The 25,895-nt window shown below is 58.5% G+C and carries 24 protein-coding genes; 20 read left to right on the plus strand and 4 right to left on the minus strand.

From position 1 onward, the window contains the following. Window positions 1-195 precede the first annotated feature (195 nt). From gyrA to cysM, 15 genes are all read left to right on the plus strand, one after another. Window positions 196-2,847, plus strand: a complete 2,652-nt coding sequence (gene gyrA / locus LKR43_RS02710) for a DNA gyrase subunit A (RefSeq protein ID WP_227682316.1) — start codon at window positions 196-198, stop codon at window positions 2,845-2,847. Continuing rightward, window positions 2,841-3,974: a 3-phosphoserine/phosphohydroxythreonine transaminase gene (serC, locus tag LKR43_RS02715; RefSeq protein WP_227682798.1), complete on the plus strand. Its 1,134-nt coding sequence runs from the start codon at window positions 2,841-2,843 to the stop codon at window positions 3,972-3,974. Before gyrA ends, serC begins: the two co-directional genes overlap by 7 nt. Beyond that, window positions 3,967-5,052: a prephenate dehydratase gene (gene pheA / locus LKR43_RS02720; protein ID WP_227682317.1), complete on the plus strand. Its 1,086-nt coding sequence runs from the start codon at window positions 3,967-3,969 to the stop codon at window positions 5,050-5,052. Before serC ends, pheA begins: the two co-directional genes overlap by 8 nt. Before the next feature lie 11 nt (window positions 5,053-5,063). Beyond that, the gene (gene hisC, locus LKR43_RS02725) at window positions 5,064-6,203 is read left to right on the plus strand and encodes a histidinol-phosphate transaminase (RefSeq protein WP_227682318.1); all 1,140 of its coding nucleotides are present in this window, start codon (window positions 5,064-5,066) and stop codon (window positions 6,201-6,203) included. Beyond that, complete coding sequence (locus LKR43_RS02730) at window positions 6,203-7,105, plus strand: prephenate dehydrogenase (RefSeq protein ID WP_370632064.1); 903 nt, start codon at window positions 6,203-6,205, stop codon at window positions 7,103-7,105. The genes hisC and LKR43_RS02730 overlap by 1 nt, the downstream gene beginning before the upstream one ends. After that, a complete protein-coding gene (aroA, locus tag LKR43_RS02735; protein ID WP_227682320.1) occupies window positions 7,102-8,427 on the plus strand; it encodes a 3-phosphoshikimate 1-carboxyvinyltransferase in 1,326 nt (441 codons plus the stop codon). The genes LKR43_RS02730 and aroA overlap by 4 nt, the downstream gene beginning before the upstream one ends. Then, window positions 8,424-9,104, plus strand: a complete 681-nt coding sequence (gene cmk, locus LKR43_RS02740; protein ID WP_227682321.1) for a (d)CMP kinase — start codon at window positions 8,424-8,426, stop codon at window positions 9,102-9,104. The genes aroA and cmk overlap by 4 nt, the downstream gene beginning before the upstream one ends. A gap of 176 nt (window positions 9,105-9,280) precedes the next feature. Next, window positions 9,281-10,996: a 30S ribosomal protein S1 gene (rpsA, locus tag LKR43_RS02745; protein WP_227682322.1), complete on the plus strand. Its 1,716-nt coding sequence runs from the start codon at window positions 9,281-9,283 to the stop codon at window positions 10,994-10,996. 5 nt (window positions 10,997-11,001) lie between these two features. Next, on the plus strand, window positions 11,002-11,361 hold the full coding sequence (locus LKR43_RS02750; protein ID WP_227682323.1) for an integration host factor subunit beta: 360 nt from the start codon (window positions 11,002-11,004) through the stop codon (window positions 11,359-11,361). Window positions 11,362-11,511: 150 nt separating this feature from the next. Continuing rightward, window positions 11,512-11,832, plus strand: coding sequence for a lipopolysaccharide assembly LapA domain-containing protein (locus LKR43_RS02755; RefSeq protein ID WP_227682324.1), 321 nt, complete (start codon window positions 11,512-11,514; stop codon window positions 11,830-11,832). A 20-nt stretch (window positions 11,833-11,852) separates the two neighbouring features. Then, window positions 11,853-13,115, plus strand: a complete 1,263-nt coding sequence (lapB, locus tag LKR43_RS02760; protein WP_227682325.1) for a lipopolysaccharide assembly protein LapB — start codon at window positions 11,853-11,855, stop codon at window positions 13,113-13,115. Continuing rightward, on the plus strand, window positions 13,112-14,041 hold the full coding sequence (gene rfaE1, locus LKR43_RS02765) for a D-glycero-beta-D-manno-heptose-7-phosphate kinase (RefSeq protein WP_227682326.1): 930 nt from the start codon (window positions 13,112-13,114) through the stop codon (window positions 14,039-14,041). Before lapB ends, rfaE1 begins: the two co-directional genes overlap by 4 nt. Continuing rightward, window positions 14,038-15,033 carry an ADP-glyceromanno-heptose 6-epimerase gene (rfaD, locus tag LKR43_RS02770; protein WP_227682327.1) on the plus strand — a complete coding sequence of 332 codons (996 nt, stop codon included), beginning with the start codon at window positions 14,038-14,040 and terminating at the stop codon, window positions 15,031-15,033. Before rfaE1 ends, rfaD begins: the two co-directional genes overlap by 4 nt. Before the next feature lie 183 nt (window positions 15,034-15,216). Then, window positions 15,217-15,621 (plus strand): DUF655 domain-containing protein, encoded by a 405-nt coding sequence (locus LKR43_RS02775; RefSeq protein WP_227682328.1) that lies wholly within the window; start codon window positions 15,217-15,219, stop codon window positions 15,619-15,621. Window positions 15,622-15,681: 60 nt separating this feature from the next. Then, window positions 15,682-16,587, plus strand: coding sequence for a cysteine synthase CysM (cysM, locus tag LKR43_RS02780; protein ID WP_227682329.1), 906 nt, complete (start codon window positions 15,682-15,684; stop codon window positions 16,585-16,587). Here the strand turns inward: cysM and mltB are convergent. Further along, on the minus strand, window positions 16,580-17,791 hold the full coding sequence (mltB, locus tag LKR43_RS02785) for a lytic murein transglycosylase B (protein WP_227682330.1): 1,212 nt from the start codon (window positions 17,789-17,791) through the stop codon (window positions 16,580-16,582). The genes cysM and mltB overlap by 8 nt on opposite strands. Before the next feature lie 10 nt (window positions 17,792-17,801). On the opposite strand from mltB, the gene LKR43_RS02790 reads away from it, so the two are divergent. The 5 genes from LKR43_RS02790 (at window position 17,802) to LKR43_RS02810 (ending at window position 23,102) form a co-directional block, all read left to right on the plus strand. Then, window positions 17,802-18,725 carry a histone deacetylase family protein gene (locus LKR43_RS02790; RefSeq protein ID WP_227682331.1) on the plus strand — a complete coding sequence of 308 codons (924 nt, stop codon included), beginning with the start codon at window positions 17,802-17,804 and terminating at the stop codon, window positions 18,723-18,725. Between the two features lie 53 nt (window positions 18,726-18,778). Then, entirely contained in the window at window positions 18,779-19,528 is a 750-nt protein-coding gene (locus LKR43_RS02795) for an electron transfer flavoprotein subunit beta/FixA family protein (protein ID WP_227682332.1), read from the plus strand. Further along, window positions 19,529-20,458 (plus strand): electron transfer flavoprotein subunit alpha/FixB family protein, encoded by a 930-nt coding sequence (locus LKR43_RS02800; RefSeq protein WP_227682333.1) that lies wholly within the window; start codon window positions 19,529-19,531, stop codon window positions 20,456-20,458. It begins immediately after the preceding gene. 83 nt (window positions 20,459-20,541) lie between these two features. Next, a complete protein-coding gene (locus LKR43_RS02805; RefSeq protein WP_227682334.1) occupies window positions 20,542-22,365 on the plus strand; it encodes an acyl-CoA dehydrogenase in 1,824 nt (607 codons plus the stop codon). Between the two features lie 95 nt (window positions 22,366-22,460). Continuing rightward, the gene (locus tag LKR43_RS02810; RefSeq protein WP_227682335.1) at window positions 22,461-23,102 is read left to right on the plus strand and encodes a peroxiredoxin; all 642 of its coding nucleotides are present in this window, start codon (window positions 22,461-22,463) and stop codon (window positions 23,100-23,102) included. An 86-nt stretch (window positions 23,103-23,188) separates the two neighbouring features. Here LKR43_RS02810 and LKR43_RS02815 read toward each other — a convergent pair whose 3' ends face one another. The 3 genes from LKR43_RS02815 to LKR43_RS02825 are packed head-to-tail and all read right to left on the minus strand — an operon-like array spanning window position 23,189 to window position 25,887. Continuing rightward, the gene (locus LKR43_RS02815; RefSeq protein WP_227682336.1) at window positions 23,189-23,689 is read right to left on the minus strand and encodes a MaoC family dehydratase; all 501 of its coding nucleotides are present in this window, start codon (window positions 23,687-23,689) and stop codon (window positions 23,189-23,191) included. Continuing rightward, window positions 23,682-24,605 (minus strand): SDR family NAD(P)-dependent oxidoreductase, encoded by a 924-nt coding sequence (locus LKR43_RS02820; protein ID WP_227682337.1) that lies wholly within the window; start codon window positions 24,603-24,605, stop codon window positions 23,682-23,684. The genes LKR43_RS02815 and LKR43_RS02820 overlap by 8 nt, the downstream gene beginning before the upstream one ends. Before the next feature lie 25 nt (window positions 24,606-24,630). Beyond that, entirely contained in the window at window positions 24,631-25,887 is a 1,257-nt protein-coding gene (locus LKR43_RS02825) for a CaiB/BaiF CoA-transferase family protein (protein WP_227682338.1), read from the minus strand. Between the last annotated feature and the right edge of the window lie 8 nt (window positions 25,888-25,895).

Consider the following 25,895-nt stretch of genomic DNA (forward strand, 5'->3'; position numbering starts at 1 on the left):
GGTTTTTAGCAACGAAACAAGAAGCTTAAAGTGCTTTGTCAAGAGTTCTGCAAAAACCCATGTTTGATGGGTCGGGCTACGCTCAGCTTCCGCCTGGGGAGGCTCATTCCGGCTCTCCAGGAGGGGAAGTGCTAGAATTTCCTATTCGCCCGTTACCGGTCCGATTTCACGCTTTTACGTTAATTAAGACACTCTATGGATTCCTTCGCCAAGGAAACACTTCCAATTTCGTTGGAAGAGGAAATGCGCCGCAGCTATCTCGACTACGCCATGAGCGTAATCGTGGGGCGCGCCTTACCAGACGTTCGAGACGGTCTGAAACCTGTGCATCGGCGCGTGCTGTTTGCCATGCACGAACTGAATAACGACTGGAACCGGGCCTACAAAAAGTCCGCGCGTATTGTTGGTGACGTAATCGGTAAGTATCACCCGCATGGTGATTCCGCCGTTTACGACACCATAGTGCGCATGGCCCAGGATTTTTCGCTGCGCTATATGTTGGTTGACGGCCAGGGTAACTTTGGCTCGGTCGACGGCGACAGCGCAGCGGCCATGCGTTACACCGAGATCCGCTTGTCCAAGATCGCCCACGAGCTTCTGGCCGATATCGATCAGGAAACCGTTGATTTCGGCCCCAACTACGACGGCAGCGAGCAAGAGCCGCTGTTGTTGCCGTCACGCCTGCCCAACCTGCTGGTCAACGGCAGTTCGGGTATTGCGGTCGGTATGGCTACCAATATTCCGCCGCACAATCTGGCCGAGGTCATCGACGGCTGTTTGTATTGCCTGCGTAATCCCGACTGCTCGATCGACGAGCTGATAGAACTGATTCCCGCCCCTGATTTCCCCACCGGCGGCATTATCTACGGCATGTCGGGTGTGCGCGAAGGCTATCGCACCGGTCGGGGCCGCGTCATCATGCGGGCCAAAACCCACTTTGAAGACATGGATAAGGGCAACCGGCAGGCGATTATCGTCGACGCCATTCCTTATCAGGTCAACAAGAAAACCTTGCAGGAAAAAATCGCCGACCTGGTCAACGAAAAGCGTGTCGAAGGCATTTCCGATATTCGCGATGAGTCCGACAAAGACGGCATGCGTCTGGTTATTGAGCTCAAGCGCGGCGAGGTCCCCGAGGTCATCCTCAACAACCTGTACAAGAACACCCAGCTTCAGGATACCTTCGGCATGAACATGGTGGCGTTGGTCGACGGCCAGCCACGCCTGCTTAACCTGAAGCAAATCGTTGAGTACTTTTTATTCCATCGTCGCGAAGTCGTTACGCGCCGCACGGTGTTCCAGTTGCGCAAGGCCCGCGAACGTGGTCATGTACTGGAAGGCCTGGCGGTGGCACTGGCCAATATCGACGAGTTCATCGCGATCATCAAGGCGGCACCTACGCCTCCGGTGGCACGCCAGGAACTCATGGCGCGCACCTGGGATTCTTCCCTGGTCCGCGAAATGCTCTCGCGCGCCGACGGCGGCGATACCCCCGGAGGTCGGGCTGCGTACCGGCCCGAAAGCCTGGCGCCGATCTTTGGTCTTCAGGACGACGGTCTTTACCGCCTGAGCGATGTGCAGGCCCAGGAAATCCTGAATATGCGCCTGCAGCGCCTGACCGGGCTTGAGCAGGACAAGATTGTTGTCGAATACAAAGACATCATGGCAACCATTGCCGACTTGCTTGATATCCTGGCTCGTCCCGAGCGCATCACCGCCATCATTGGCGACGAATTGCTGGCCATCAAGGCCGAGTTCTCTACCGGTGCCAAAGATACGCGTCGCTCCGAGATCGAGCACAATGCTACCGAACTCGATACCGAAGACCTGATCACGCCCATGGACATGGTGGTGACGCTGTCTCAAACCGGCTATATCAAGAGCCAGCCTTTGTCCGAGTATCGGGCCCAGAAGCGCGGCGGCCGCGGCAAGCAGGCCACCGCCATGAAGGAAAACGACTGGGTCGACCAGCTCTTCATTGCCAATACGCACGATTACCTGCTGTGCTTCTCCGATCGCGGCCGGGTCTACTGGCTGAAGGTTTGGGAAGTACCGCAAGGGTCGCGAAATTCGCGTGGTCGTCCGATCGTGAATATGTTCCCGCTGGTCGACAACGAGAAAATCACCGTGGTGCTGCCCGTCAAGGAATTCAGCGAAGACCACTATGTGTTCATGGCCACTTCGCGCGGTACGGTCAAGAAAACACCATTGTCTGATTTTTCCAATCCGCGCAAGGCCGGCATTATTGCGGTCGCGCTCGACGACAACGATTACCTGATCGGTGCCGACCTGACCGACGGCGTGCACGACGTCATGTTGTTCTCCGACGCCGGCAAGGCCGTACGTTTCGACGAAAACGATGTCAGGCCCATGGGCCGTACGGCGCGTGGTGTGCGCGGCATGATGCTGGAAGAAGGCCAGACGGTTATTGCCATGCTGGTGGCGGGCGACGAAACACAAAGCGTCCTGACTGCCACCGAGAACGGCTATGGCAAGCGCACCTCCATCCTTGAGTACACCCGTCACGGGCGCGGCACCAAGGGCATGATCGCCATCCAGACCTCCGCACGCAACGGCAAGGTTGTGGGCGCAGTGCTGGTGCGGCCATCAGACGAGATCATGCTGATCACCACGGGTGGTGTGCTGGTTCGTACGCGTGTTTCCGAAATCCGTGAAATGGGCCGTGCAACGCAGGGTGTCACCCTGATCAGCGTCGACGACGACAGCATGCTTTCAGGTGTGCGCCGTGTGGTCGAAAGCGATGCCGACGACGAGATCGAAGTCGAGGTCTTGCCTGATGCCGATAACAACGACGTCAGCAACGACGATACCAACGAGGAATCCTGATGCGTCCGTGGAATTTTTCGGCAGGCCCGTCGGCCCTGCCGCTGGAAGTGCTGCAGCAAGCAGCCGCTGAACTGGTCGACTGGCAAGGCAGCGGCATGTCCGTGATGGAAATGAGCCATCGCGGCAAGCAGTTCACACGCATACGCAATGAGGCCGAAGCAGATCTGCGCGAACTGCTGGCTGTGCCCGACGATTACGCAGTCTTGTTTATGCAGGGCGGGGCGACCGGCCAGAATGCCATTGTTCCCATGAATCTTCTGGGGCGTAATGGTCTGGGCAAGGCCGATTATGTGTTGACCGGCATATGGTCGACCAAGTCGCACAAAGAGGCGCAGCGTTATGGCGATATCGCGGTTGCCGCCAGCAGCGGTAGCGAAACACAGATCGACGGTGTCAGTCAGGCGCCCTGGACCTGGTACCCGCCGGTGCAAGGATGGTCCGTGCGCCCCGATGCCGCTTATCTGCATCTGTGCTCAAACGAAACCATAGGCGGTCTCGAGCTCGACGTCCTGCCCGATATGGCTGCGCTGGGTGCCGGCAATGTGCCGCTGGTCGTAGATGCATCCTCGCATTTCCTGTCGCGCCCGATTGATTTTTCGAAAGCTTCGATGGTGTATGCAGGGGCCCAGAAAAATGCCGGTCCCGCGGGTGTGACCATGGTCATCATGCGCAAGGATCTCATTGGTCATGCGTTGCCGGTCTGTCCTTCCGCCTTCGATTATGCGAATGTTGCCGGCGCCGACTCCATGTTCAACACACCGCCTACCTACGCCATCTATATGGCCGGTCTGGTGTTCAAGTGGCTGAAGAAGCAGGGGGGTGTGGCAGCGATCGAGGCAGCCAACATCGCCAAGGCCAAAGCCCTGTACGACTATCTGGATGCCTCGGAGTTTTACATCAGTCCGGTGCATCCGGCATCGCGCTCGCGCATGAATGCTCCTTTCTTCCTGCGTGACGAATCGCTTAACGCCGAATTCCTTGCGCAGGCCGAGCAAGCCGGTCTGATGCAGCTGAAAGGGCATAAAAGCGTAGGAGGCATGCGCGCGTCCATTTATAACGCCGTGCCGATGGAAGCGGTGCAGGCTCTTATTTCATACATGCAGGATTTCGAACGCCGCCATGGATAATTCTTTGCAAGCCCGCTTGTTGCCGTTGCGCCAGCGCATTGATGCGCTTGATGAGCAGATTCTTGACTTGCTTAACCAAAGGGCCAGGACGGCCCAGGAAGTGGGGAAGGTCAAGGAAGAATTCGACGTTGATGGTCCGGTGCTCAAACCCGAGCGCGAAGCGATGGTGATCCGTCGCCTGCAGGCGTTGAACAATGGGCCGTTTACCGAGCAGGCCATCGATGCCGTCTGGACACAAATCATATCCACCTGTCGCGGGCTCGAGAGCGTGCTGACAGTAGCCTATCTGGGGCCACAGGGATCTTTTTCCGAGCAGGCCGCACTCGAGCATTTTGGTCATGCGGTCAACCGCGTGCGTTGTGATTCCTTCGACGAGGTCTTCCGCGCCGTCGAGGCTGGCCAGGCCGACGTGGGCATGGTGCCGGTTGAAAACTCCAGTGAAGGGGCCGTGAATCGTACGCTCGACTTGCTCTTGAATTCGCCGTTAAAGGTGTTGGGCGAGCGCTCGATCAAGATACATCACAACCTCATGACGAAATCGGGCACGCTGGATGGCGTGACGCGAGTCATGGCGCATCCGCAGGCGCTGGCACAGTGTCAGTCCTGGCTTACGCAGCACTATCCCAAACTGGTTCGCGATGCGGCATCCAGCAACGGCGAAGCAGCCCGCATTGCCTCGGAAGACCCAACGGTGGCCGCCATTGCAGGTGATGTGGCGGCGCAAGCCTGGGATCTGCAGATAGTGGCTGCAGGCATACAGGACGACCCCCAGAACCAGACCCGTTTCCTTGCGGTTGGCGCCATAGAAACCTTGCCCAGCGATAGCGACAAGACCAGCATCGTTCTTGCCGTACCAAATCGTTCGGGTGCGGTCTACGAAATGCTCGCGCCACTGGCCACCAATGGCGTCTCGATGTCGCGGTTCGAATCGCGCCCGGCCCGCACCGGGCAGTGGGAATACTATTTTTATGTTGATCTGCTGGGTCATCGCAATGAACCGGCTGTTGCACAGGCCTTGGCCGACCTGAAAAAACAGGTGGCTTTCTTCAAGGTGCTGGGCTCTTATCCTCGTCAATAGGAACGCGTTGTATGTCTACTCAAGAGCTCAAAACCGCCGCACTGCCGGATGCTGTGCCAGATTATGTGCGGGCCATCGCTCCGTACCAGGCAGGCAAACCCATCGAAGAGCTGGCGCGTGAATTCAAGCTGGATCCGGCCTCGATCGTGAAGCTGGCCTCCAATGAGAACCCGCTGGGCGTGCCCGCATCGGCTCAGCGCGCCATGACTGCCGTTATCAGCGGGCTGGGCCGCTATCCGGATCCCAACGGGTTCGATCTGAAAGCGGCGCTGGCTGCACATTATCATGTGCCTGCCGATTGGATCACGCTGGGTAACGGTTCGAACGATTTGCTCGAGCTGGCGTCGCTGGCCTTGCTATCGCCCGGAGCTGCCAGCGTTTATGCGCAACACGCCTTTGCCGTCTATCGCCTGGCCACCCAGGCTCGTGGAGCCCGGCATATCATGGTTCCCGCGCGTGACCATGGCCATGATCTTGACGCCATGTTCAACGCCATAGACGGGGATACGCGCCTGGTTTTCATTGCGAATCCGAATAACCCCACAGGTACATTTCTGCCTGCCGCAGAAGTAGCTGCTTTCCTGGCGCGCGTGTACGAGCGCCACGGCGATCGGGTAACCGTGTTGCTTGACGAAGCCTATAACGAATATCTCGATCCCGAGTTGCGTGTCGACAGCGCACGTTGGGTCGAGCAGTATTCCAACCTGATTGTTTCGCGCACCTTTTCCAAGGCATACGGCCTGGCTGGACTGCGGGTGGGCTTTGCCATTGCGCAGCCACGGCTGACCGATTTGCTGAACCGTGTTCGCCAGCCTTTTAATGTGAACAGCCTGGCACAGGCTGCGGCCATAGCGGCCCTGGGTGACGCGCAGTTCCTGCAGCAGTCCTACGAACTGAACAAGCGCGGCAAACAGGAACTTGTGCAGGGATTCGAGCGCCTGGGTCTGCAATTCGTACCCAGTTATGGCAATTTCGTGCTGGTGCGAGTCGGTGATGCGTCGCGTATCAACCTTGAGTTGCTCAAGCGTGGCGTGATCGTGCGCCCGGTCGCGGGTGACGGTCTGCCTGAATGGCTGCGCATCTCTATCGGCCTGCCCGAAGAGAACGCACGTTTTCTTGCGGCGCTTACCGAAATACTTGACGCCCCATGATGGCGGACGCCGCTGCCGAGCCGAACCGGCCGCTGGTGCCGGTGCTGGCCGTTGTGGGGGTGGGCCTGATAGGCGGCTCGTTTGCCGCCGCGTTACGTGCTTCGCAATCCGTCGGCAAGGTGCTGGGCGTTGGTCGCAACGCCTCGTCGCTGGCCGTGGCACGCAGACTGGGCATTATCGATGCCACGGCAACCCTGGAGCAGGCTGCACAAGAGGCGGATCTTATTTTTCTGGCCACTCCGGTGGGAGCCATTGGCCCGACGCTGAAGGCCTTGAAGCCCGGTTTGCGTCCTTCTGCACTGATTACCGATGCAGGCAGTACCAAGGTTAATGTGGTGGCAGCAGCACGCGATGCCCTGGGAGCGAGCATAAGTCAGTTCATTCCTGGTCACCCCATTGCCGGAGCCGAGAAAACCGGCCCGGAAGCCGCCGATCCGAACCTTTACCGGCAGCGTAATGTGGTGCTTACGCCTTTGGAAGAGAACAGTGCGGCTGACAAGGCTGCCCTGAGACGGATCTGGGAATGCTGTGGCGCAAGGGTTATTTCCATGGAGCCCGAAGCGCACGATGCCGCGTTGGCTTCGGTCAGTCATGTTCCACATTTTCTGTCGTCGGTGTTCATGTGGCAGGTTGCCACGGCGGCAGACTCGGACTTGCGCATGACGCTGGCCGGTAGCGGTTTCAGGGACTTCACCCGTATTGCTGCCGGTTCACCCGAGGTCTGGCGCGATATTTTCCTGACCAACCGTCCGGCTATTCTGGCCGAGTTGCACGAGGTCAAGGCCGCGCTGGAGCGCGCCGAGCTGGCCCTGCAGAGCGGAGATGGCAAGGAGCTGCAGGATTTTCTTGAGCGCGCAGCATTGGCGCGCAGGTTTTGGGGTAGCAGGAGCGGTTTGTCATGAGCGATTCATCCAGTCTGTGTTTGCCGCCGGTGCGTCTTGCATCGGGTGAGTTCAAATTACCGGGTTCCAAAAGCATATCCAACCGTGTGTTGCTGCTTGCCGCGTTGGCTGAAGGGGTGACCGAACTGGAAGGCCTGCTTGACTCCGACGACACACGGGTCATGCTCGATGCCTTGCGCACGCTGGGCGTACAGCTGAATGCCGATGCCGCCACAGGCAGGGCGCAGGTCCATGGTGCCGGTATTTTTCCTGTCAAACAGGCCGATTTGTTCCTTGGCAATGCAGGCACGGCCTTCCGGCCTCTGACCGCAGCGTTGGCCTTGATGGGCGGCGACTACCGCCTTTCCGGTGTGCCGCGTATGCATGAGCGGCCCATTGGCGATCTGGTCGACGCACTGGTCGCCCTGGGTGCAGACATCCGCTACACCGGTACGCCTGGCTACCCGCCACTCGGCATAGGCCAGGGGCACATACATACGGATCAACCAGTCAGGATCAAGGGTTCGGTATCCAGCCAGTTTCTGACGGCATTGCTGATGGCTGCACCAATTTTTACGGCCAACCAGGCCGGCGACCTGGTCATCGAGGTTGATGGCGAGCTGATTTCCAAACCTTATATCCTCATCACATTGAATCTGATGGCCAGGTTTGGTGTTGTTGTAAAGCGGGAAGGCTGGCAGCGTTTCATTATTCCGGCCGGTGCGCGCTATCGTGCGCCGGGCAAGATACTGATCGAAGGCGATGCATCAACGGCGTCGTATTTCATGGCGCTGGGCGCCATCGGAGGCGGTCCGGTGCATATCCATGGCGCCGGCGCAGACAGCATACAGGGTGACATGGCGTTTGCCGACGTGGTCGAAAGCATGGGTGCCACTGTGGTGCGCGCGCCTGATTCGGTAGTGGTCAGCGGAATGAAGGTGGCCGAAGGCGAGCGTCTGAAGGCTTTTGACCAGGATTTCAACCTGATTCCGGATGCCGCCATGACGGCCGCAGCCATGGCTTTGTTTGCCGACGGCCCCTGCACCTTGCGCAATATTGCCAGCTGGCGAGTCAAGGAAACCGACCGTATCGACGCCATGCATGCGGAACTTGAAAAGCTCGGCGCCAAGGTCGAATCCGGCCCCGACTGGTTGCGTGTTTACCCGGTTGAATCTTCCGCCTGGAAGGCGGCCACCATCAAAACCTACGATGATCATCGTATGGCCATGTGTTTTTCCCTGGCTGCTTTTGGTGCCATGCCTGTCACGATTCTGGATCCTGATTGTGTGGGCAAGACGTTTCCAGGCTATTTTTCGGTATTCAAGGATTTGGTTCAGGCATGAGCGTGCATTCAGTCAGCGTACCGGTTATTACCATAGACGGCCCCACGGCCTCGGGCAAGGGCACCATTGCCCATCGCGTCGCCCGGCATCTGGGCTGGCAAGCGCTTGATAGCGGAGCGCTATATCGGCTGACGGCACTGGCTGCACAGCAGCAGGGTGTTGATGCGTCCGATGAACAGGCCGTTGCCCAGGTAGCCTTGCAGCTGGATGTCGCCTTCCAGGCGGATCAGGTCCTGCTGGCGGGCATCGATGTGTCCAGCCTGATTCGTCAGGAAAGCGTGGGCAACCTGGCGTCGAAAGTGGCGGCATATGCGCCGGTCCGTCAGGCTTTACTGGAACGGCAAAGGGCATTTCGCATCGCCCCGGGCCTGGTTGCCGATGGCCGTGATATGGGCACCGTGGTGTTTCCCGATGCGCCGCTGAAGATATTTCTGATCGCCGATGTGCAGTCGCGGGCGGAAAGAAGGTGTAAGCAGTTGAAGGAAAAGGGGTTTTCTGCTAACCTTACGGGCTTGTTGGAAGATATGCGTGCGCGCGATGCGCGTGATTGCAGTCGAACCAACGCGCCGCTTGTGGCGGCGCCTGATGCCAAAACGGTTGATTCATCGCAGCTAAGTATCGATGAAACAGTCGGGCAGGTACTCGATTTATGGTCGAAGGCCTGCCAAGACAAGTAGTTTGCAGTGCAACGGCCTCTGGCAACAGGGGCCCGGGTTTCGGAGCAGTGCATGACGGCGGGCGATTGTGCCTTATGCGTGCAGTTTGCATCCGGGTTTCTTTTTTACTCCACTGGGGCAATTTTTCTGCCTTGGTGTGTTTTTAACAGCCATTCATGGCTTTTGGATTCCATTTAATGTCCACCACTTCCATCACTGCCGCCACTGGCGGCGAAAGCTTTGCCGACCTGTTTGCCGAAAGCATCAAAAACCAGGACATGAGGTCTGGTGAGGTCATCTCCGCAGAAGTCGTCCGTATCGACCACAACTTTGTTGTCGTCAATGCAGGGCTCAAGTCCGAAGCGCTGATCCCCCTCGAAGAATTCCTGAACGACCAGGGCGAGCTCGAAGTCGAACCCGGTGATTTCGTATCGGTTGCCATCGATTCGCTCGAAAACGGCTACGGCGACACCATCCTGTCGCGCGATCGCGCCAAACGTCTGTCGGCCTGGCTGCAGCTGGAGCAAGCCCTGGAATCGGGCGAAATGGTGAACGGCACCATTACCGGCAAAGTCAAGGGCGGTCTTACTGTCATGACCAACGGCATCCGTGCCTTCCTGCCCGGTTCGCTGGTTGACCTGCGTCCCGTCAAGGACACAACGCCCTACGAGGGCAAGACCATGGAATTCAAGGTCATCAAGCTCGATCGCAAGCGCAACAACGTTGTGCTGTCGCGTCGCGCAGTCCTTGAAGCCAGCATGGGCGAAGAGCGCCAGAAACTGCTGGAAACCCTCAGCGAAGGCGCTGTGGTCAAGGGCGTAGTCAAGAACATCACCGACTACGGTGCGTTCGTCGACCTGGGCGGTATCGACGGTCTGCTGCACATCACCGACATGGCATGGCGCCGTGTCCGTCATCCTTCCGAAGTCCTGCAAGTGGGTCAGGAAGTCGAAGCCAAAGTGCTTAAGTTCGACCAGGAAAAGAGCCGTGTCTCGCTGGGCGTCAAGCAGCTGGGCGAAGACCCATGGGTGGGTCTGGCTCGCCGCTACCCGCAAAGCACCCGTCTGTTCGGCAAGGTCACCAACCTTACCGACTACGGCGCATTTGTCGAGGTCGAAGCCGGTATCGAAGGTCTGGTACACGTTTCCGAAATGGACTGGACCAACAAGAATGTCGACCCGCGCAAGGTTGTTACCCTGGGCGAAGAAGTCGAAGTCATGGTTCTCGAGATCGACGAAGACCGTCGTCGTATCTCGCTGGGCATGAAGCAGTGCCGTGCCAACCCCTGGGAAGAGTTCTCGATTAACTTCAAGCGTGGCGACAAGGTTCGCGGCGCCATCAAGTCCATCACTGACTTCGGCGTGTTTGTTGGTTTGCCTGGCGGCATCGACGGCCTGGTTCACCTGTCCGACCTGTCCTGGACCGAAGCCGGTGAAGAAGCGGTCCGCAACTTCAAGAAGGGCGACGAGCTCGACGCAGTGGTTCTGGGCATCGACACCGACAAGGAACGCATCTCGCTGGGTATCAAGCAACTCGAAGGCGACCCCTTCAACAACTTCGTTGCAACCTACGACAAGGGCGCAGTTGTGCCTGGCGTGGTCAAGTCGGTTGAAGCACGCGGCGCTGTCGTTACCCTGTCGGTTGACGTCGAAGGCTACCTGCGCGCTTCCGAAATCTCGGCTGGTCGCGTCGAAGACGCCGGTACCGTCCTGAAGGCCGGTGACAATGTCGAAGCCATGATCATCAACATCGACCGCAAAACGCGTTCGATCCAGTTGTCGATCAAGGCACGTGACAATGCTGAAACGGCTGACACCATCCAGCGTATGTCCGAAGCCAGCGCTTCGTCGGGTACAACCAACCTGGGCGCTTTGCTTAAGGCCAAGCTTGACCAGGCGCGCGACGACGGTTAATTGGCGTGACAAAGTCGGAATTGATAGCAATTCTTGCTAGCCGTTACCCGCAATTGGCGGCGCGTGATACCGATTACGCCGTCAAGACGGTTCTTGATGCCATGACCCAGGCCCTGGCTGCGGGTCAGCGCATCGAGATCCGCGGATTCGGAAGTTTTTCCTTGTCCGAGCGGGCGCCGCGCATAGGCCGCAACCCGAAGTCTGGCGAGAAAGTTCAGGTTCCAGGTAAACAGGTACCGCATTTCAAGCCAGGCAAAGAGTTGCGTGAGCGCGTCGACTCGGTCTATGCACAAGAGGCTGAGTCGACAGCCGACGAGTCCATGTTCCCGCTGGGACAATTCAGCAAGCGCATGATGCACGGTTAAGTGTTTTGCCTTCTGGCCTGTCACCAGGCCATGCTTACAGGAAAGCAGATCTACCTATACGGAGATCTGCTTTCTTTTTGGCCGCTTGCAGGGCAGAGCCGGCGATTCCCCGTACAATTATCAAATTCCCGGAATATTGGAGAACTCTTTATGCGCTATCTGGTTTGGATACTCAGGCTGGTGGTTTTTGTCGTCGTGCTTATGTTCGCGCTCAAGAACACCGGGCCGGTCGACATTCGCTTTTTTGCCGAGCATGTCATCACGGGCGTACCTTTGATCGTGGTTATGCTGGTTGTCTTTGTGCTGGGCGCGATTTTCGGACTCTTGCTGGCCGCGCCGGCCATCATGCGCAAGCGACGCGAAGCAGCCCGTCTGCGCCGTGATCTGGCCAAGCTGGAAAGCAAAAGCGCCCAGACCAGTGTGCCGCCCACCAGTGCGCCCGAGACGGTAGCACCGCTGGCTCCCCTGTAACTTCCCCCGAGGTCGAATAAGTGGATTTTGAACCCTGGTGGCTGATCGTCGTGCCCCTTTTCTTCGCGCTGGGCTGGATAGCCGCGCGCGTCGATATCCGGCAAATGCTGTCCGAAACACGCTCTTTGCCCAATTCGTATTTCAAAGGGCTTAATTTTCTGTTGAATGAAGAGCCCGACCGCGCCATCGACGCTTTTGTCGAGGTAGCCAAGCTTGATCCAGAGACTACCGAGCTGCACTTTGCGCTGGGCAGCCTGTTTCGCCGGCGCGGGGAAATGGAGCGGGCCATACGTGTGCATCAAAGCCTGCTCTCGCGTGCCGACCTGCCGCAGCACGATCGCGAAAATGCACAGCATGAACTGGCTCAGGACTTCCTGAAAGCCGGCATGCTGGACCGCGCCGAGCAGGCTTTCGAGCAAGTGCTCGATACGCGGTTCGCCGTACCTGCTGTGCGCGCACTGATACGTATTTACGAGTCCGAGCACGATTGGCCGCGCGCCATCGAGGCGGTCAAGCGCTTGCGTGCGCTGGTCGATGAGCCGGTGCCGCAACTGGTGCACTATCAGTGCGAAAGGGCGGTGAATGCCCTGACAGCCAAAACTCCCGATCTCACGGCAGCCGATGCTGCCCTGGATGCTGCCGATCACGCTGCGGGCGCCTTGCGCGGCCAGAGCAAGGGCCAGGCTTCCGAGGCACGGATAGCCATGCTGCGTGCCCATCTGGCGCGTCTGGGCGAGCAGCCCGAGCGCGAGCGTACCTATCTTGAGTCGGTCCTGACCATTGCACCTGAATATGCGGGGCTTGTGGCATCCGACCTGCTTGAAAGCTATCGACGTGTCGGCCAGCAAAAAGAAGGTTTGCAGGTCTTGCATTCGCACTATATGCGGCATCCTTCGCTGGATACCTTCAACGTCGTATTTCGTGAGTTGCGGGCACAACAAGGCTATGAGCCGGCGTGGGCGTTCGCACGTGAAGCGCTGCGGGCACATCCGTCCTTGCTGGGACTGGACCGCTTGCTGGAAGCTGAGCTGGCAGTTTACGACAGCGCCCAGGCAGGCGATGCCGGAGCGGCAGAGTCGTCGCTGGTCGCTGGTGCTCAGTCAGGCTCCGTTCCGGGCACAGACCTGAGCCTGTTGCGCTCGCTCATACACAAGCATACCCAAAGGCTGGATCGATACGCCTGCCGGGTGTGCGGTTTTGAAGCGCGGCATTTTTACTGGCAATGCCCGGGATGCAATTCGTGGGAAACCTATGCACCCCGTCGTCTGGAGGAAGTTAAATGATGCCGTTTCCGGCAGAGGCGGTAAGCCGCGTAAAAGTATTGGTGGTTGGCGATATCATGCTTGACCGCTATTGGTTTGGAGAGGTCGATCGTATTTCCCCCGAGGCGCCGGTTCCGGTTGTGCGCGTGGCCCGACGTGAAGACCGGCTTGGTGGCGCCGCCAACGTGGCGCGCAATATCGTGGCGCTGGGCGCGCAGGCCAGCCTGCTGGGCATCGTCGGCAGTGACGAGGCCGGTGGCAAGGTGCGCGACCTGGCTCGCGAAGCCGGCATAAACTCGTGTCTTGTCGCTGACGCCGTTGCACCGACCACATTGAAGATGCGGGTCATGGGGCGCCAGCAGCAGCTGCTGCGCGTTGATTTCGAAGAAGGTCCGGGGCCGCAGTCGCTGGCCAAGCTTGAAGGCCAGGCCAGGCAACTGATGGCAGAGCACAACATGCTGGTGCTGTCCGATTACGCCAAAGGTGCTTTGGCGCAGGTCGAAATACTGATCAGTGCGGCGCACGAGGCTGGCGTGCCGGTGCTGGTCGACCCGAAAGGGCACCGGTATCAGCGTTATCACGGCGCCAGCATCATCACGCCCAACCGGCTCGAGATGCAGGAAGCAGTAGGGCGCTGGACCACTGAAGATGAGCTTGAGCAGAAAGCCCAGGCGCTGCGCAAGGAACTGGGGCTGGAAGCCTTGCTGGTGACCCGGTCCGAACAGGGCATGACCTTGTTCTCTGATGCGGGCCGTGAGCACACGGACGCCTATGCGCATGAAGTGTTCGATGTATCGGGTGCGGGCGATACGGTGCTGGCCGCGCTGGCTGTTACCAAAGCGTCGGGCTTGAGCTGGTTCGAGGCGGTACTATGGGCTAATCGCGCAGGGGGACTGGTCGTCGGGAAACTGGGAACCTCTGTCGTCACTGCAGGAGAACTATCATGATTGTTGTAACCGGAGGCGCCGGTTTTATCGGCAGCAATATCGTTCGCGGCCTGAATCAGCGGGGTTACACCGATATTCTGGTGGTCGATGACCTGACCGAAGGCGACAAATTCCTGAATCTGGTCAACGGCAATATTGCCGACTACATGCACAAGGATGATTTCCGCCAGCGGGTCGCCCGGCAACAGTTGGGCAACATCGAGGCCATCTTTCATCAGGGGGCATGCTCCGACACCACAGAGCGTGACGGGCACTATATGCTCGACAACAACTATCGTGTCACGCTCGAGCTGTTCCGGTTTTGCCAGGACGCAAAAGTCCCGTTCATGTATGCGTCTTCGGCTGCCGTATATGGTGCCGGGCCTGTCTATGCCGAAAGTCCCGAATACGAATCCCCGCTTAATGTTTACGGATACTCCAAATATCTTTTCGACCAGGTCTTGCGGCGTCATCTTTCTTCGCTGAAAGCACCTGTTGTCGGGCTGCGCTATTTCAATGTCTATGGTCCCAACGAGCAGCACAAGGGGCGCATGGCATCGGTGGCCTTCCACAACATGAATCAGTTCCAGGCCGAAGGGCATGTGCGGCTGTTCGGAGGCTGGGACGGCTACGCGGATGGCGGGCAGCTGCGCGATTTCGTGCATGTCGATGACGTCGTCAACGTGAACCTGCATTTTCTGGATCATCCGGAAAGCAGTGGCATCTTCAATTGCGGCTCCGGTCGTGCGCAGCCATTCAATGATGTGGCCAGTGCGGTTGTGAACACCTTGCGCGAAAGCAAGGGCGAGCAGGCCCTGTCATTGCCCGATCTGGTCGATCGTGGCCTGATCCGCTATATCGCTTTTCCCGATGACCTGAAAGGCCGCTATCAAAGTCATACTCAGGCCGACCTGACCCAATTGCGCGCAGCAGGCTACGCGCAACCGTTCCGGGATGTTCAGCAAGGTGTAGGGCACTACGTCAAATACCTGCTTGAGCAAGGGCGCCTCTGATCGACGACCGACGCGCCGGCGGGCGCGTCGCTCAGGCCCTTTGGTAGCTGTACGCATGGATTAATTGCGGCCCGGCGTCTATCGGCCCTGGCCGCATTGCGGCGATCATGAACCCCAGGTAGCGAGTCTGTTCGCAGGTGTTGCGGGCAGCAAGCACTTTTGTTCACACACTTGGGGCTGCTCATGAATCCGTTTACTGAATCCACCGTGGCACAGCCACTGACTGAAAACGTTTGTTCCCGATTTGCCGGCGCGGCAGTGGCGACCCGCCGTCGCAAAAGGCGTGCCTTGCTCGGGCTCACACTGGGCGTCCTGACCGGGCTTATGCTGCCGGGCCTGGCATATGCCCTTGATGTCAACACGGCCACGCAAGAACAGCTGCGCGGTATACGTGGCATAGGGCCCAAAACGGCACAACTCATCATCGAAGAGCGCTCGCGTGGTGGCCGCTATGAATCCCTGGAAGACTTGTCCGACCGGGTCAAGGGTATCGGGCCCAAGAAGGCGGCGGCACTGCAGGCTGCCGGTCTGGTCGCCAAGGGTCCGGCTGCAACGGCCACCACGCCTCCCGGCACCAGGCGCAAGTAATGGTGTCAGGCTGCTGCGGCTTTGGTGCTTTTGTCAGGTGGTTGGGTGTATGATTTCTGCATGAAAAAATACCCGACTATTGAAGACACCATTGGTGCAACCCCGCTGGTCCGGTTGCAGCGTATTCCCGGCGCGGCATCCGGGCAGCGTGGCAACGTTATATTGGCCAAGCTCGAAGGCAATAATCCCGCTGGTTCTGTGAAAGACCGTGCGGCAAGCTCCATGATCAGGCAGGCGGAAGCACGCGGCGACATCAAGCCCGGCGATACCCTGATCGAGGCAACCAGCGGCAATACCGGCATTGCGCTGGCCATGACTGCTGCCATACGCGGCTACAAAATGATCCTGATCATGCCAGACAATCTTTCGGTCGAAAGGCGTGCCTCCATGACCGCCTACGGTGCCGAGCTTGTGCTTACGCCGGCCAGTCAGGGCGGCATGGAATATGCGCGCGACCTGGCCGACAGGATGCAGGCCGAAGGCAAGGGCAAGGTGCTTGATCAGTTTGCCAATACCGATAATCCCCTGGCACATGTGGAAACCACCGGCCCTGAACTCTGGCAGCAAACCGACGGGCAAATCACCCACTTCGTCAGTGCCATGGGCACCACCGGAACCATCATGGGCGTGGGCAAATATCTGCGCTCGCAGAATCCAGCCATACGGGTCGTCGGAGCCCAGCCCGCAGAAGGGTCACAGATCCCGGGCATACGCAAATGGCCGGAAGCCTACCAGCCGGCCATATATCACCCCGAGCAGGTCGATCAATTCGAGCTTATCTCTCAAGCCGAAGCCGAAACCATGGCACGCAGGCTGGCGGCCGAAGAAGGCATTTTTGCCGGCATTTCGTCGGCCGGTGCGCTGGTGGCGGCAACCCGCGTTGCCGAACAGGTCAGCAATGCCACCATCGTCTTCATTGTGTGCGACCGTGGCGATCGCTATCTGTCTACCGGCGTATTCAATTAGGCCCGCCATAGCCCATGCGGTCGGCAAGCGCCTGGGCCAGGTCGGCTACCGAGGTAGCATAGAAATAGCTGCGGTTATAGTGGGTAATGGCAAAAAAGTTGGGCGTACCCACCCGGTATTCGGCCTGGTTTCTGGGTTCGTCCAGTAAGTCAACAACCCCCAGCTTATGGCGCATCCAGTCCTGGCTTGCGCCATCGCTCGTGGCATTTCCCTGTGCCGGGCGCAGTCGCGCGCCCTGATCGTGCAGCTGTGTCCAGCTCAGTGTGGGGAACAGACCGCCTGCCACCATCGCCTTTGCATTCGCAGGCAGGGTCACGGGTGCAAAAACCGGCAAGCCCGGAACCCAGCCGTGCAGGCGCAGAAAACGGGCCACCGACACGATGGCATCATCAACACTGTAAAGCAGGTCGATGCGACCGTCGTTATCGCCGTCGGCCGCGTAGCGCATCAGGCTGCCAGGCATGAACTGCGGCAATCCCATGGCGCCCGCGAATGATCCTTGGGCCAGGTTGGCATCCAGCTTGTTTTGATAGTCCAGCTCGATCAGGTCGGCCAGTTGGTCACGGAACAACTGGCTGCGTTCGGGGCGGGCGGTGTCCGGGTGACGAAAGCCAAGTGTGGCCAGGGCATCAAGTACGCGGAAATTGCCGGTGATTCTGCCGTATATGGTTTCGACGCCAATAATGGCCACAATAATGGATGCAGGCACGCCGTAGGTGCTGGCCGTTTCATCGAGCTTGGCCTTGTTGGCTGTCCAGAACTCGGTTCCCGCCTCGATGCGTATGGGCTCGACGAAGCGATTCCGGTACGTTACCCAGCTTCGCCGTATGCGGGTTCTGGACGGCGTCATGAGTTTTGCCGCCGCAGCGTCGTAGCTGGCGAGTTTCAACAAGGACTCGACATGATTCAAAGGTATGCCGCGCGCGCTGGCGACTTCATGGGCATAAGCCTGGATGTTGGGAGTGAGCTGGCCATCGGGCTGCACGAAGCTGGCGTTGCCAGGCGTGGATTGCCCGGCTTGTATCGATGGCGAGGGCTCCGGGATGGTCAGTGGCAGGGCGCCGGGCGCGGCTGTGGTGCTGGTATCGATGGGCGCCGGCGGAGCCGCTGTTTCGCCCGACGACGGCCCGGTGTGCGTGGCGGCGCAACCGACCAGCAGCAGGTTCAGACAGGTGACTTGCAATATACGAACAGGTTTGAACATAATCATCCTTATGGAGACACTATATATTACTCACCCGGCATGCCGCTTGCATGAAATGGGTAACTGGCATCCTGAATGCCCCGACCGTTTGAGCGCTATCAACGACAGGCTGGTGGCCAGCGGCCTGATGGATTTCATCCACGAACAAACCGCCACTCCGGCCACCGACGCCGACGTGCTGCGTGTTCATCCGGCAGCTTATATAGCGTATTTGCGCGAGCATGCTCCCACAGAAGGCTATTTTTCCATCGACCCTGACACGCTCATGAATCCTCATACGCTGGAAGCTGCGTGGGCGGCGGCCGGTGCAGGCATTTCGGCGGTTGATGCGGTCATGCGCCAGTCGTATCGCACGGCTTTTTGTGCAGTGCGTCCACCGGGTCATCATGCACGGCCATCCCAGGCCATGGGTTTCTGCTTTCTGAACAATATTGCCATTGCGGTGGCGTATGCCCTGGAACACTACGGACTCGATCGTGTTGCCATCATTGATTTCGACGTTCATCACGGCAATGGTACCGAAGAGTCCTTTGCCGGCGATCAGCGGGTGCTCATGTGCAGTTTTTTCCAGCATCATTTGTTTCCCGATCAGTATCAAAGCCCTCCGGCGGAAAACATGGTAAATATACCGGTTGAGCCTTACAGCAAAGGTGATGATTTACGTCAGTTGGTAAGCGACGTCTGGATGCCCAGGCTAAGGGAATTCGCGCCGCAGCTGCTGTTCATTTCGGCCGGTTTCGATGCGCATCGCGAAGACGAGATGGGTCAGCTTGGAATGGTAGAGGCCGATTACGCCTGGATCACCGGGCAACTGGTTGCGTTGGCTGATGAAACCGCCAACGGCCGGATCATCAGCTTTCTGGAAGGCGGATACAGCTTGTCTGCGCTGGGGCGCAGTACCGAAGCGCATATCAGGGCGCTGGCAAAGTTGTAGAATAGAAAAGATTTTGTATACCGTTTTTTTATAGTTCCCCTGGAGGAAGCTCGATGAAGGTACTGGTACCTGTCAAGCGTGTTGTTGATTACAACGTCAAAGTACGCGTGAAGTCCGATCAAAGCGCTGTGGACATCGCTAATGTAAAAATGTCCATGAATCCCTTTGACGAAATTGCAATCGAAGAAGCGACGCGTCTTAAAGAAAAAGGCGCAGTTGCCGAGGTAATCGCCGTATCTTGCGGCGTAACGCAATGCCAGGAAACCTTGCGTACTGCCATGGCCATAGGTGCCGATCGTGCGGCGCTGGTGCAAACTGACGCCGAGCTTCAGCCATTGGCCGTTGCCAAGCTGCTCAAGGCGCTGGTCGACAAGGAACAGCCTGAGCTGGTTATTCTGGGCAAGCAGGCCATCGACGACGATGCCAATCAAACCGGCCAGATGCTTGCCGCCTTGCTTGACTGGCCGCAAGCCACGTTTGCCAGCAAGGTCGAACTGGCCGACGGCAAGGCCACGGTTACCCGCGAGGTCGACGGCGGTTTTGAAACCGTGTCGCTGAAGCTGCCCGCAATCATCACGACCGACCTGCGCCTGAACGAGCCGCGTTATGTCACGCTGCCCAACATCATGAAGGCCAAGAAAAAACCTCTCGAGGTCGTAACGCCTGAAGACCTGGGTGTTGACGTCGCTCCGCGCCTGAAAACCCTGAAGGTTACCGAGCCGCCGGCGCGCTCGGCCGGCATCACGGTGCCTGATGTCGCAACTCTGGTCGACAAACTGAAGAATGAAGCAAAGGTGGTTTAAATGACGATATTGGTAATTGCTGAACACGATAATGCAGAACTGAAGGCAGCCACCCTGAACGCGGTGGCCGCTGCGGCCAAACTTGGCGATGATATTCACGTAATGGTTGCCGGCAGTGGTGCGCAAGCCGTTGCCGACCAGGCAGCCCAGGCAGCAGGCGTAAGCAAAGTTTTGCTCGCCGATGCGCCGCAACTGGCCGATGGTCTGGCTGAAAACGTTGCTGCCCAGGTGCTGCAGGTGGCTGGCAACTACAGCCACATCCTGTTTCCCGCTACCGCAGCCGGCAAGAACGTTGCGCCCCGCGTAGCAGCCAAGCTCGATGTGGCCCAGATATCCGACATTATTTCGGTCGAATCGCCAGATACATTCACCCGTCCCATCTACGCCGGCAACGCGATTGCAACCGTGCAATCGTCCGACCCGGTCAAGGTGCTGACTGTTCGTACCACTGCCTTTGATGCTGTTGCAGCACAAGGCGGCAGCGCTTCGGTCGAATCGATCGCTGCAGTGGAGGATTCGGGCTTGTCCTCTTTCGTGGGCCGTGAAGTCGCCAAAAGCGACCGTCCGGAATTGGCCGGCGCCTCAGTTGTCGTATCGGGTGGACGCGGCCTGGGCAGCGCCGAGAACTTCAAGTTGCTTGACCCTCTGGCAGACAAGCTGGGGGCAGCGTTGGGCGCTTCGCGCGCAGCCGTCGACGCGGGCTACGCGCCCAACGACTGGCAGGTGGGCCAAACCGGCAAGATCGTGGCGCCCCAGCTGTATGTGGCGGTTGGCATATCCGGAGCGATCCAGCACCTGGCAGGCATGAAAGACTCCAAGGTCATCGTTGCCATCAACAAAGATGCTGAAGCACCCATTTTCGGCGTAGCCGATTACGGGCTGGTGGCTGATCTGTTCCAGGCTGTACCGGAGCTTACCGAGGCCCTGTAAGCCTTGGTGTGCAAGAAGCCTGTAAGTAATTATGCTTGCAGGCTTTTTTTTCCCCCTAGTTAGCAAAACTGTTGGAGACTCATATGACTTATCGCGCACCCGTGCAGGATATTCGTTTTGTTCTGCGTGAGCTGGCCGATCTGGATGGTGTACTGGCGCTACCTGGTTTCGAGGAAATATCCGACGATTTGGTCGATGCTGTGCTGGAAGAGAATGCCCGATTCGTCGAGCAAGCCATTGCACCCTTGAATCGCAGCGGTGATCTGTCGGGTGCCACGTGCTCCGACGGCGAAGTCACGACCTCTCCGGGGTTCCGGCAGGCCTTCATAGAGTTCGGACAGGGCGGCTGGCAAGGGTTGCAGCATGATCAGGAGTGGGGCGGGCAGGGCCTGCCCAAGCTGGTGGGTGCGCCGGCCAGCGAAAACATCAACAGCGCCAGCCTGGCATTTTCATTGTGTCCCTTGCTGACCGACGGCGTAATCGAGGCATTGACGGCTGTGGGCAGCCACGAGCAGCAATTGCGCTATATCCCGGCGATGCTGGAAGGCCGCTGGACCGGCACCATGAACCTGACTGAACCGCAGGCCGGTTCCGACCTTGCCCAGGTGGCGACCCGTGCGGTCAGGCAGGATGACGGCAGCTATCGTCTGGCCGGCCAGAAGATATTCATTACTTACGGTGACCACGATATGGCCGAGAATATCGTTCATCTGGTGCTGGCTCGCACACCCGACGCACCCAAGGGTGTCAAGGGTATTTCGCTGTTCATCGTGCCCAAGTTTCTGGTCAACGACGATGGCTCTCCGGGCAAGCGCAATGATGTCTGGTGCGCTTCACTGGAGCATAAGCTGGGCATACATGGCAGCCCGACTGCGGTACTGCTGTACGGATCGGGCAAGGGCGATGTTGGCGAGGGTGCGGTCGGTTACCTGGTTGGCGAAGAAAATCGCGGGCTTGAATACATGTTCATCATGATGAACGCCGCCCGTTATGCGGTTGGCGTTCAGGGTATTGCACTGTCCGAACGTGCGCTGCAGCAGGCTACGGCTTATGCCCATGAGCGCAAGCAGGGCCAGGCACTCGAGGGCTCGGCGGGGCCTGTTGCCATTGCCAATCATCCCGATGTTCAGCGTATGTTGCATACCATGAGGGCGCTGACCGAGGGCTCAAGGGCGCTGGCTTATTTCGCCGCCTCGGCCTACGACAAGTCACGCCATCATCCCGACGAGGCCGAGCGTGCCAGGTACAAATCACTGTATGAGTATCTTGTACCGGTGATCAAAGGATTTTCCACCGAGCTTTCGCTTGAAGTGACATCGCTGGGTGTGCAGGTCCATGGCGGCATGGGCTTTATCGAAGAAACCGGTGCTGCCCAGTATTATCGCGACGCAAGAATCCTGCCCATTTACGAGGGAACGACGGCAATACAGGCGAATGATTTTGTAGGGCGCAAGGTGTTGCGCGATGGTGGCGCCGTCGTCAAGGCGCTGGCCGCCGAAATGCGTACAACCGTTGCACAGCTTGAAAAGGCCGCAGACGCTGGCGGAGCTGACTCACAAGGCCTGGCGCTGATTGCCCGGCGACTGGCTGCAGGGGTGCAGGCGTATGAAAATGCCAGTAAATTCGTACTCGCCAATGCCGGCGACAAGCTTCGTGCAGTGTTCTTGGGCAGCGTGCCATATCTGATGCTGGCCGGGGTAGTACATGCAGGATGGCAAATGGCACGCGCCGCGCTGGCGTGCGCGCAGCATGCCAATGCGGGTACGGCTACCGGGTTCCACAAGCAGAAGATGGCCACCAGTATTTTCTACGCCGCCCAGATCCTTCCCAGGGCCGAGGCGTTGGCACTTACCGTGCTCGAAGGCGGGGTTGCCGGCGATTATGCCGCTGTGCTGCCGGAAGCATAAGGTTATACCAAATAGTTATTTCCAATAGGTCTTTTATGTTGTCAAAATATATGGCATATTGATTTTTCTGTTGTTGCTAACCATAGAGAGCTGCCATGACTACACTGCGTCTGGGCGATACCGCGCCCGATTTCGAACAAAATTCTTCCGTAGGCACCATCAAGTTTCACGAGTTCCTGGGTGATAGCTGGGGCGTACTGTTCTCTCACCCCGCTGATTTCACGCCTGTTTGCACGACCGAGCTGGGTTATACCTCTATCGTGTCGGGCGAATTTGCCAAGCGCAATGCCAAAGTGATCGCCGTTTCTGTCGACGACGCCGAGTCGCACAAGAAATGGATCGAAGACATTAACGATACCCAGAACACCAAGGTAGAGTTTCCCATCCTGGCTGACGACGATCGTAAGGTCTCGACGCTGTACGACATGATTCACCCAAATGCCAGCACCACCGTTACCGTCCGCTCGGTCTTTATCATTGACCCGAACAAAAAGGTGCGCCTGACCCTGACCTATCCGGCCAGTACCGGTCGCAACTTCAATGAAATTCTGCGTGTGCTTGATTCGCTGCAGCTGACCGACAGCCATAGCGTAGCCACTCCGGTCAACTGGCAAGACGGCGACGATGTCATCATCGTTCCTTCACTGAAGGACGAAGCCGTCCTGAAAGAAAAATTCCCCAAAGGCTACACGGAAGTGCGCCCCTATCTGCGCGTTACGCCTCAGCCTAACAAGTAAAATGCTGATAACGGGTCCTTGTGGCCCGTTGCTTGCATATAAAAGCCTCGCAAGAGGCTTTTTTTGTTCCGCTGCCGGCTCTGGCTTCAGCACTGGCCGTATCGAACCAGAATCTGCCAGTCGGCATGTACCGACGGCCTTGGTGCATCGAGAGTACTGACGGTGACACTCCATGAGCAACGGGCCTCGCCAGGCCTGTTGGAGGTTACCTGTGCCAGCGCGAAAGCAGCCGATACGCTTGAGTCTGACGGCACTGGCGCAGTGTAGCGGACTTTGTCGAAACCGTAGTTCAGCACCAGATCGGCGCCGGGAAAGGCGATGCAGCTGGCTTGCCAATGGCTCAGCAAGGACAGCACAAGAAAGCCGTGGGCGATGGTGGTCCCATATGGTGACTGCGCCTTGGCTCGCTCGCGGTCCAGATGTATCCATTGCTTGTCGTGTGTCAGCTGCGCGAACTGGTCTATCATCGGCTGGTCTATCACCAGGGCGCTGGAAACAATGGCGGGTTGTCCGACAAAATCGACCAGGGACTGGACCGAGTCGAACTGCCTGATCGTGCAAGGCGCGTCGGATCGACACTCAGGCATCCTGAGCCTCTCCGGTTGCATGGGATTTTTGAAGGGCCTGTGCCTTGGATATCTCGTGGCGCATTTGATCGAAGCCGGTCGCGGGAACAGTTTCGTCCTGGCGGTCTGCAATTTCATTCAGGCCGTCGATCACGGCTTGGGCCGACAATTCAGCGGGCTCCAGGCATATGCCGTGCGTCATTGTGATGTGCGCCTGTTCGACGCTCCCCGCGCCTGCCATCAATATGGTGCGGCTTGGTGCTGCTTCGGTGACAAGGGCGACCATGGCAGGGCTGACCAGAGCGGGAGAGAGCAGGTCCAGCGCCTGCTGGTCCAGCAGGCCATCGGTCATGCTCGTTGCGGCAGTGGGGGCCAGGCAGTTAACGCGCACGTTATAGCGCTCGCCTTCAAGCGCGAGCGTCTGCATGAGTCCGACCAGTGCCATCTTGGCCGCAGCATAGTTGGATTGCCCGAAATTTCCATATAGTCCCGAGGACGAGGTTGTCATGACTATGCGTCCATAGTTCTGGGTACGCATGATGTCCCATACCGCGTGCGTGCAATGCACCGAACCCATCAGATGAACGTCCATTACAAGCCGGAAGTCTTCCATGCTCATCTTTGCGAAGGTTTTGTCGCGCAGGATGCCTGCGTTGTTCACCAGAATATCGATGCGTCCCCAGCGCTCCATGGTTGCCTGCACCATGGCTTGTACCTGCTGTGGGTCGGTCACATCCGCGCCGTGGGCGAAAGCCTCGCCTCCGGATGCAAGTATGGCTTGCACGACGGCCTGGGCCTCAGATTCAGGCTCGTCGGCCCCTTTGTCGTTGATCACTACTTTGGCGCCGTGGCGCGCGAGTTCGAGAGCGTGGGAGCGTCCCAGGCCACGGCCTGCGCCGGTGATGATGGCCGTACGATTCAGCAGAAGTTGTGTCATGAGTATTCCGGGTCGACAAAAATAATTAGGATACCAGCGGTGTTACCGCTGCGGTATGAGTACGGATGATGCCCGAGCGTTCGAGTTGGGCCAAGGTTTCGGCATCGATACCTGCGCGCTCCAGTATCGGGCGGGTATGCTGGCCAACGCCGGGGGCGCCGGCCGGTGTTGGCCCGCCATCCTGCTCACAGGTAAAGCCCAGGCCCCGGGTACGCAGCTCGCCGTCCCCCTGAGGGTAGCGGAAGTCCGGCAGACTGACGCAAGCGGTGGCCTGGACCTCATGTAGAAACTCTTCAAGCTTTCTTACCTTGGCAGCCGGTACCCCGGCCTGGCCCAGGTGCTCTTCCAGCTGCGTTGCGCTGCATGATGCAAATGCCTGGCGCAGGCGGTGAGCGACGTATTCGCGGTCGTTGGGTACAACAAAACCATTGGGAAGGTTGAAAGCGGCCAGATCAAGGGCGCGGGCGTCTTCGCACAAGGCCTCGACCCCGAGCACGGCTGCCAGCTTGCGAAACTGGGCAGGTGTATTCGCGGCCACCGCCAGCCAGCCGTCAGCGCATTGATAAGTGTCGGCGGCGGGGCTGCCGGTATAACCACGATTGCCAACGCGTTGCGTCGGCGTACCCTCGTTCAGGTAGGCGCAAGTGCTGGGGTACATCAGCATCAGTGATGCCTGGATCATGGACGCATCGATGTACTGGCCGGTGCCGTCGCGCCATCTGCGGTGCAGCGACGAAACGATGGACAGTGCGCCCAGCATGCCGACCGCTACGTCGATGATGGGGAAGCCGACCTTGATCGGGGGCGCGTTATCTCCCTCTCCAGACATCATCATCATGCCCGTAAGCGCCTGGACGACATGATCATAAGCACCGCGCTGCGCCCATTTCCCTTGTTGACCAAAGCCCGAGATGGAGCAGTAGACGATATCGGGTTTGACTGCCTTGATGGATGCATAGTCGAGTCCGTAGCGGGCCACTACGCCAGGCCGGAAGTTTTCGATGAAGACATCGGCCGATGCGGCAAGCGTTCTGAGTAGTTCCGCTCCTTCCTGCAGCCTGATATCGAGTGCCAAGGACTGCTTGCCGGCGTTGATGGCGGCAAACCCATTGGGGGTGTCGGTGTCGACACTATCTTTCATCGAGCGCAGGACCTCACCGGCTTGCGGCGGCTCCACCTTGATGACTTCTGCGCCCAATTGCGCCAGGTAAAACGAGGTTAGCGGTCCGGCAATTACATGTGACAGATCCAGTACTCGCACGCCTTCGAGTGGCTTGGCCATATAGGGCT

The organism is Pusillimonas sp. MFBS29 (genome assembly GCF_020687695.1).
Classification (GTDB): domain Bacteria; phylum Pseudomonadota; class Gammaproteobacteria; order Burkholderiales; family Burkholderiaceae_B; genus Pusillimonas_C.

What these genes read in the sequence shown, in the direction of transcription:
- gyrA (WP_227682316.1), top strand. Translation starts at nt 196, where the DNA reads ATGGATTCCTTCGCCAAGGAAACACTTCCAATTTCGTTGGAAGAGGAA.
- pheA (WP_227682317.1), top strand. Translation starts at nt 3,967, where the DNA reads ATGGATAATTCTTTGCAAGCCCGCTTGTTGCCGTTGCGCCAGCGCATT.
- hisC (WP_227682318.1), top strand. Translation starts at nt 5,064, where the DNA reads ATGTCTACTCAAGAGCTCAAAACCGCCGCACTGCCGGATGCTGTGCCA.
- LKR43_RS02730 (WP_370632064.1), top strand. Translation starts at nt 6,203, where the DNA reads ATGGCGGACGCCGCTGCCGAGCCGAACCGGCCGCTGGTGCCGGTGCTG.
- aroA (WP_227682320.1), top strand. Translation starts at nt 7,102, where the DNA reads ATGAGCGATTCATCCAGTCTGTGTTTGCCGCCGGTGCGTCTTGCATCG.
- cmk (WP_227682321.1), top strand. Translation starts at nt 8,424, where the DNA reads ATGAGCGTGCATTCAGTCAGCGTACCGGTTATTACCATAGACGGCCCC.
- rpsA (WP_227682322.1), top strand. Translation starts at nt 9,281, where the DNA reads ATGTCCACCACTTCCATCACTGCCGCCACTGGCGGCGAAAGCTTTGCC.
- LKR43_RS02755 (WP_227682324.1), top strand. Translation starts at nt 11,512, where the DNA reads ATGCGCTATCTGGTTTGGATACTCAGGCTGGTGGTTTTTGTCGTCGTG.
- rfaE1 (WP_227682326.1), top strand. Translation starts at nt 13,112, where the DNA reads ATGATGCCGTTTCCGGCAGAGGCGGTAAGCCGCGTAAAAGTATTGGTG.
- rfaD (WP_227682327.1), top strand. Translation starts at nt 14,038, where the DNA reads ATGATTGTTGTAACCGGAGGCGCCGGTTTTATCGGCAGCAATATCGTT.
- LKR43_RS02775 (WP_227682328.1), top strand. Translation starts at nt 15,217, where the DNA reads ATGAATCCGTTTACTGAATCCACCGTGGCACAGCCACTGACTGAAAAC.
- cysM (WP_227682329.1), top strand. Translation starts at nt 15,682, where the DNA reads ATGAAAAAATACCCGACTATTGAAGACACCATTGGTGCAACCCCGCTG.
- mltB (WP_227682330.1), bottom strand. Translation starts at nt 17,791, where the DNA reads ATGTTCAAACCTGTTCGTATATTGCAAGTCACCTGTCTGAACCTGCTG.
- LKR43_RS02790 (WP_227682331.1), top strand. Translation starts at nt 17,802, where the DNA reads ATGGAGACACTATATATTACTCACCCGGCATGCCGCTTGCATGAAATG.
- LKR43_RS02795 (WP_227682332.1), top strand. Translation starts at nt 18,779, where the DNA reads ATGAAGGTACTGGTACCTGTCAAGCGTGTTGTTGATTACAACGTCAAA.
- LKR43_RS02800 (WP_227682333.1), top strand. Translation starts at nt 19,529, where the DNA reads ATGACGATATTGGTAATTGCTGAACACGATAATGCAGAACTGAAGGCA.
- LKR43_RS02805 (WP_227682334.1), top strand. Translation starts at nt 20,542, where the DNA reads ATGACTTATCGCGCACCCGTGCAGGATATTCGTTTTGTTCTGCGTGAG.
- LKR43_RS02810 (WP_227682335.1), top strand. Translation starts at nt 22,461, where the DNA reads ATGACTACACTGCGTCTGGGCGATACCGCGCCCGATTTCGAACAAAAT.
- LKR43_RS02815 (WP_227682336.1), bottom strand. Translation starts at nt 23,689, where the DNA reads ATGCCTGAGTGTCGATCCGACGCGCCTTGCACGATCAGGCAGTTCGAC.
- LKR43_RS02820 (WP_227682337.1), bottom strand. Translation starts at nt 24,605, where the DNA reads ATGACACAACTTCTGCTGAATCGTACGGCCATCATCACCGGCGCAGGC.
- LKR43_RS02825 (WP_227682338.1), bottom strand. Translation starts at nt 25,887, where the DNA reads ATGGCCAAGCCACTCGAAGGCGTGCGAGTACTGGATCTGTCACATGTA.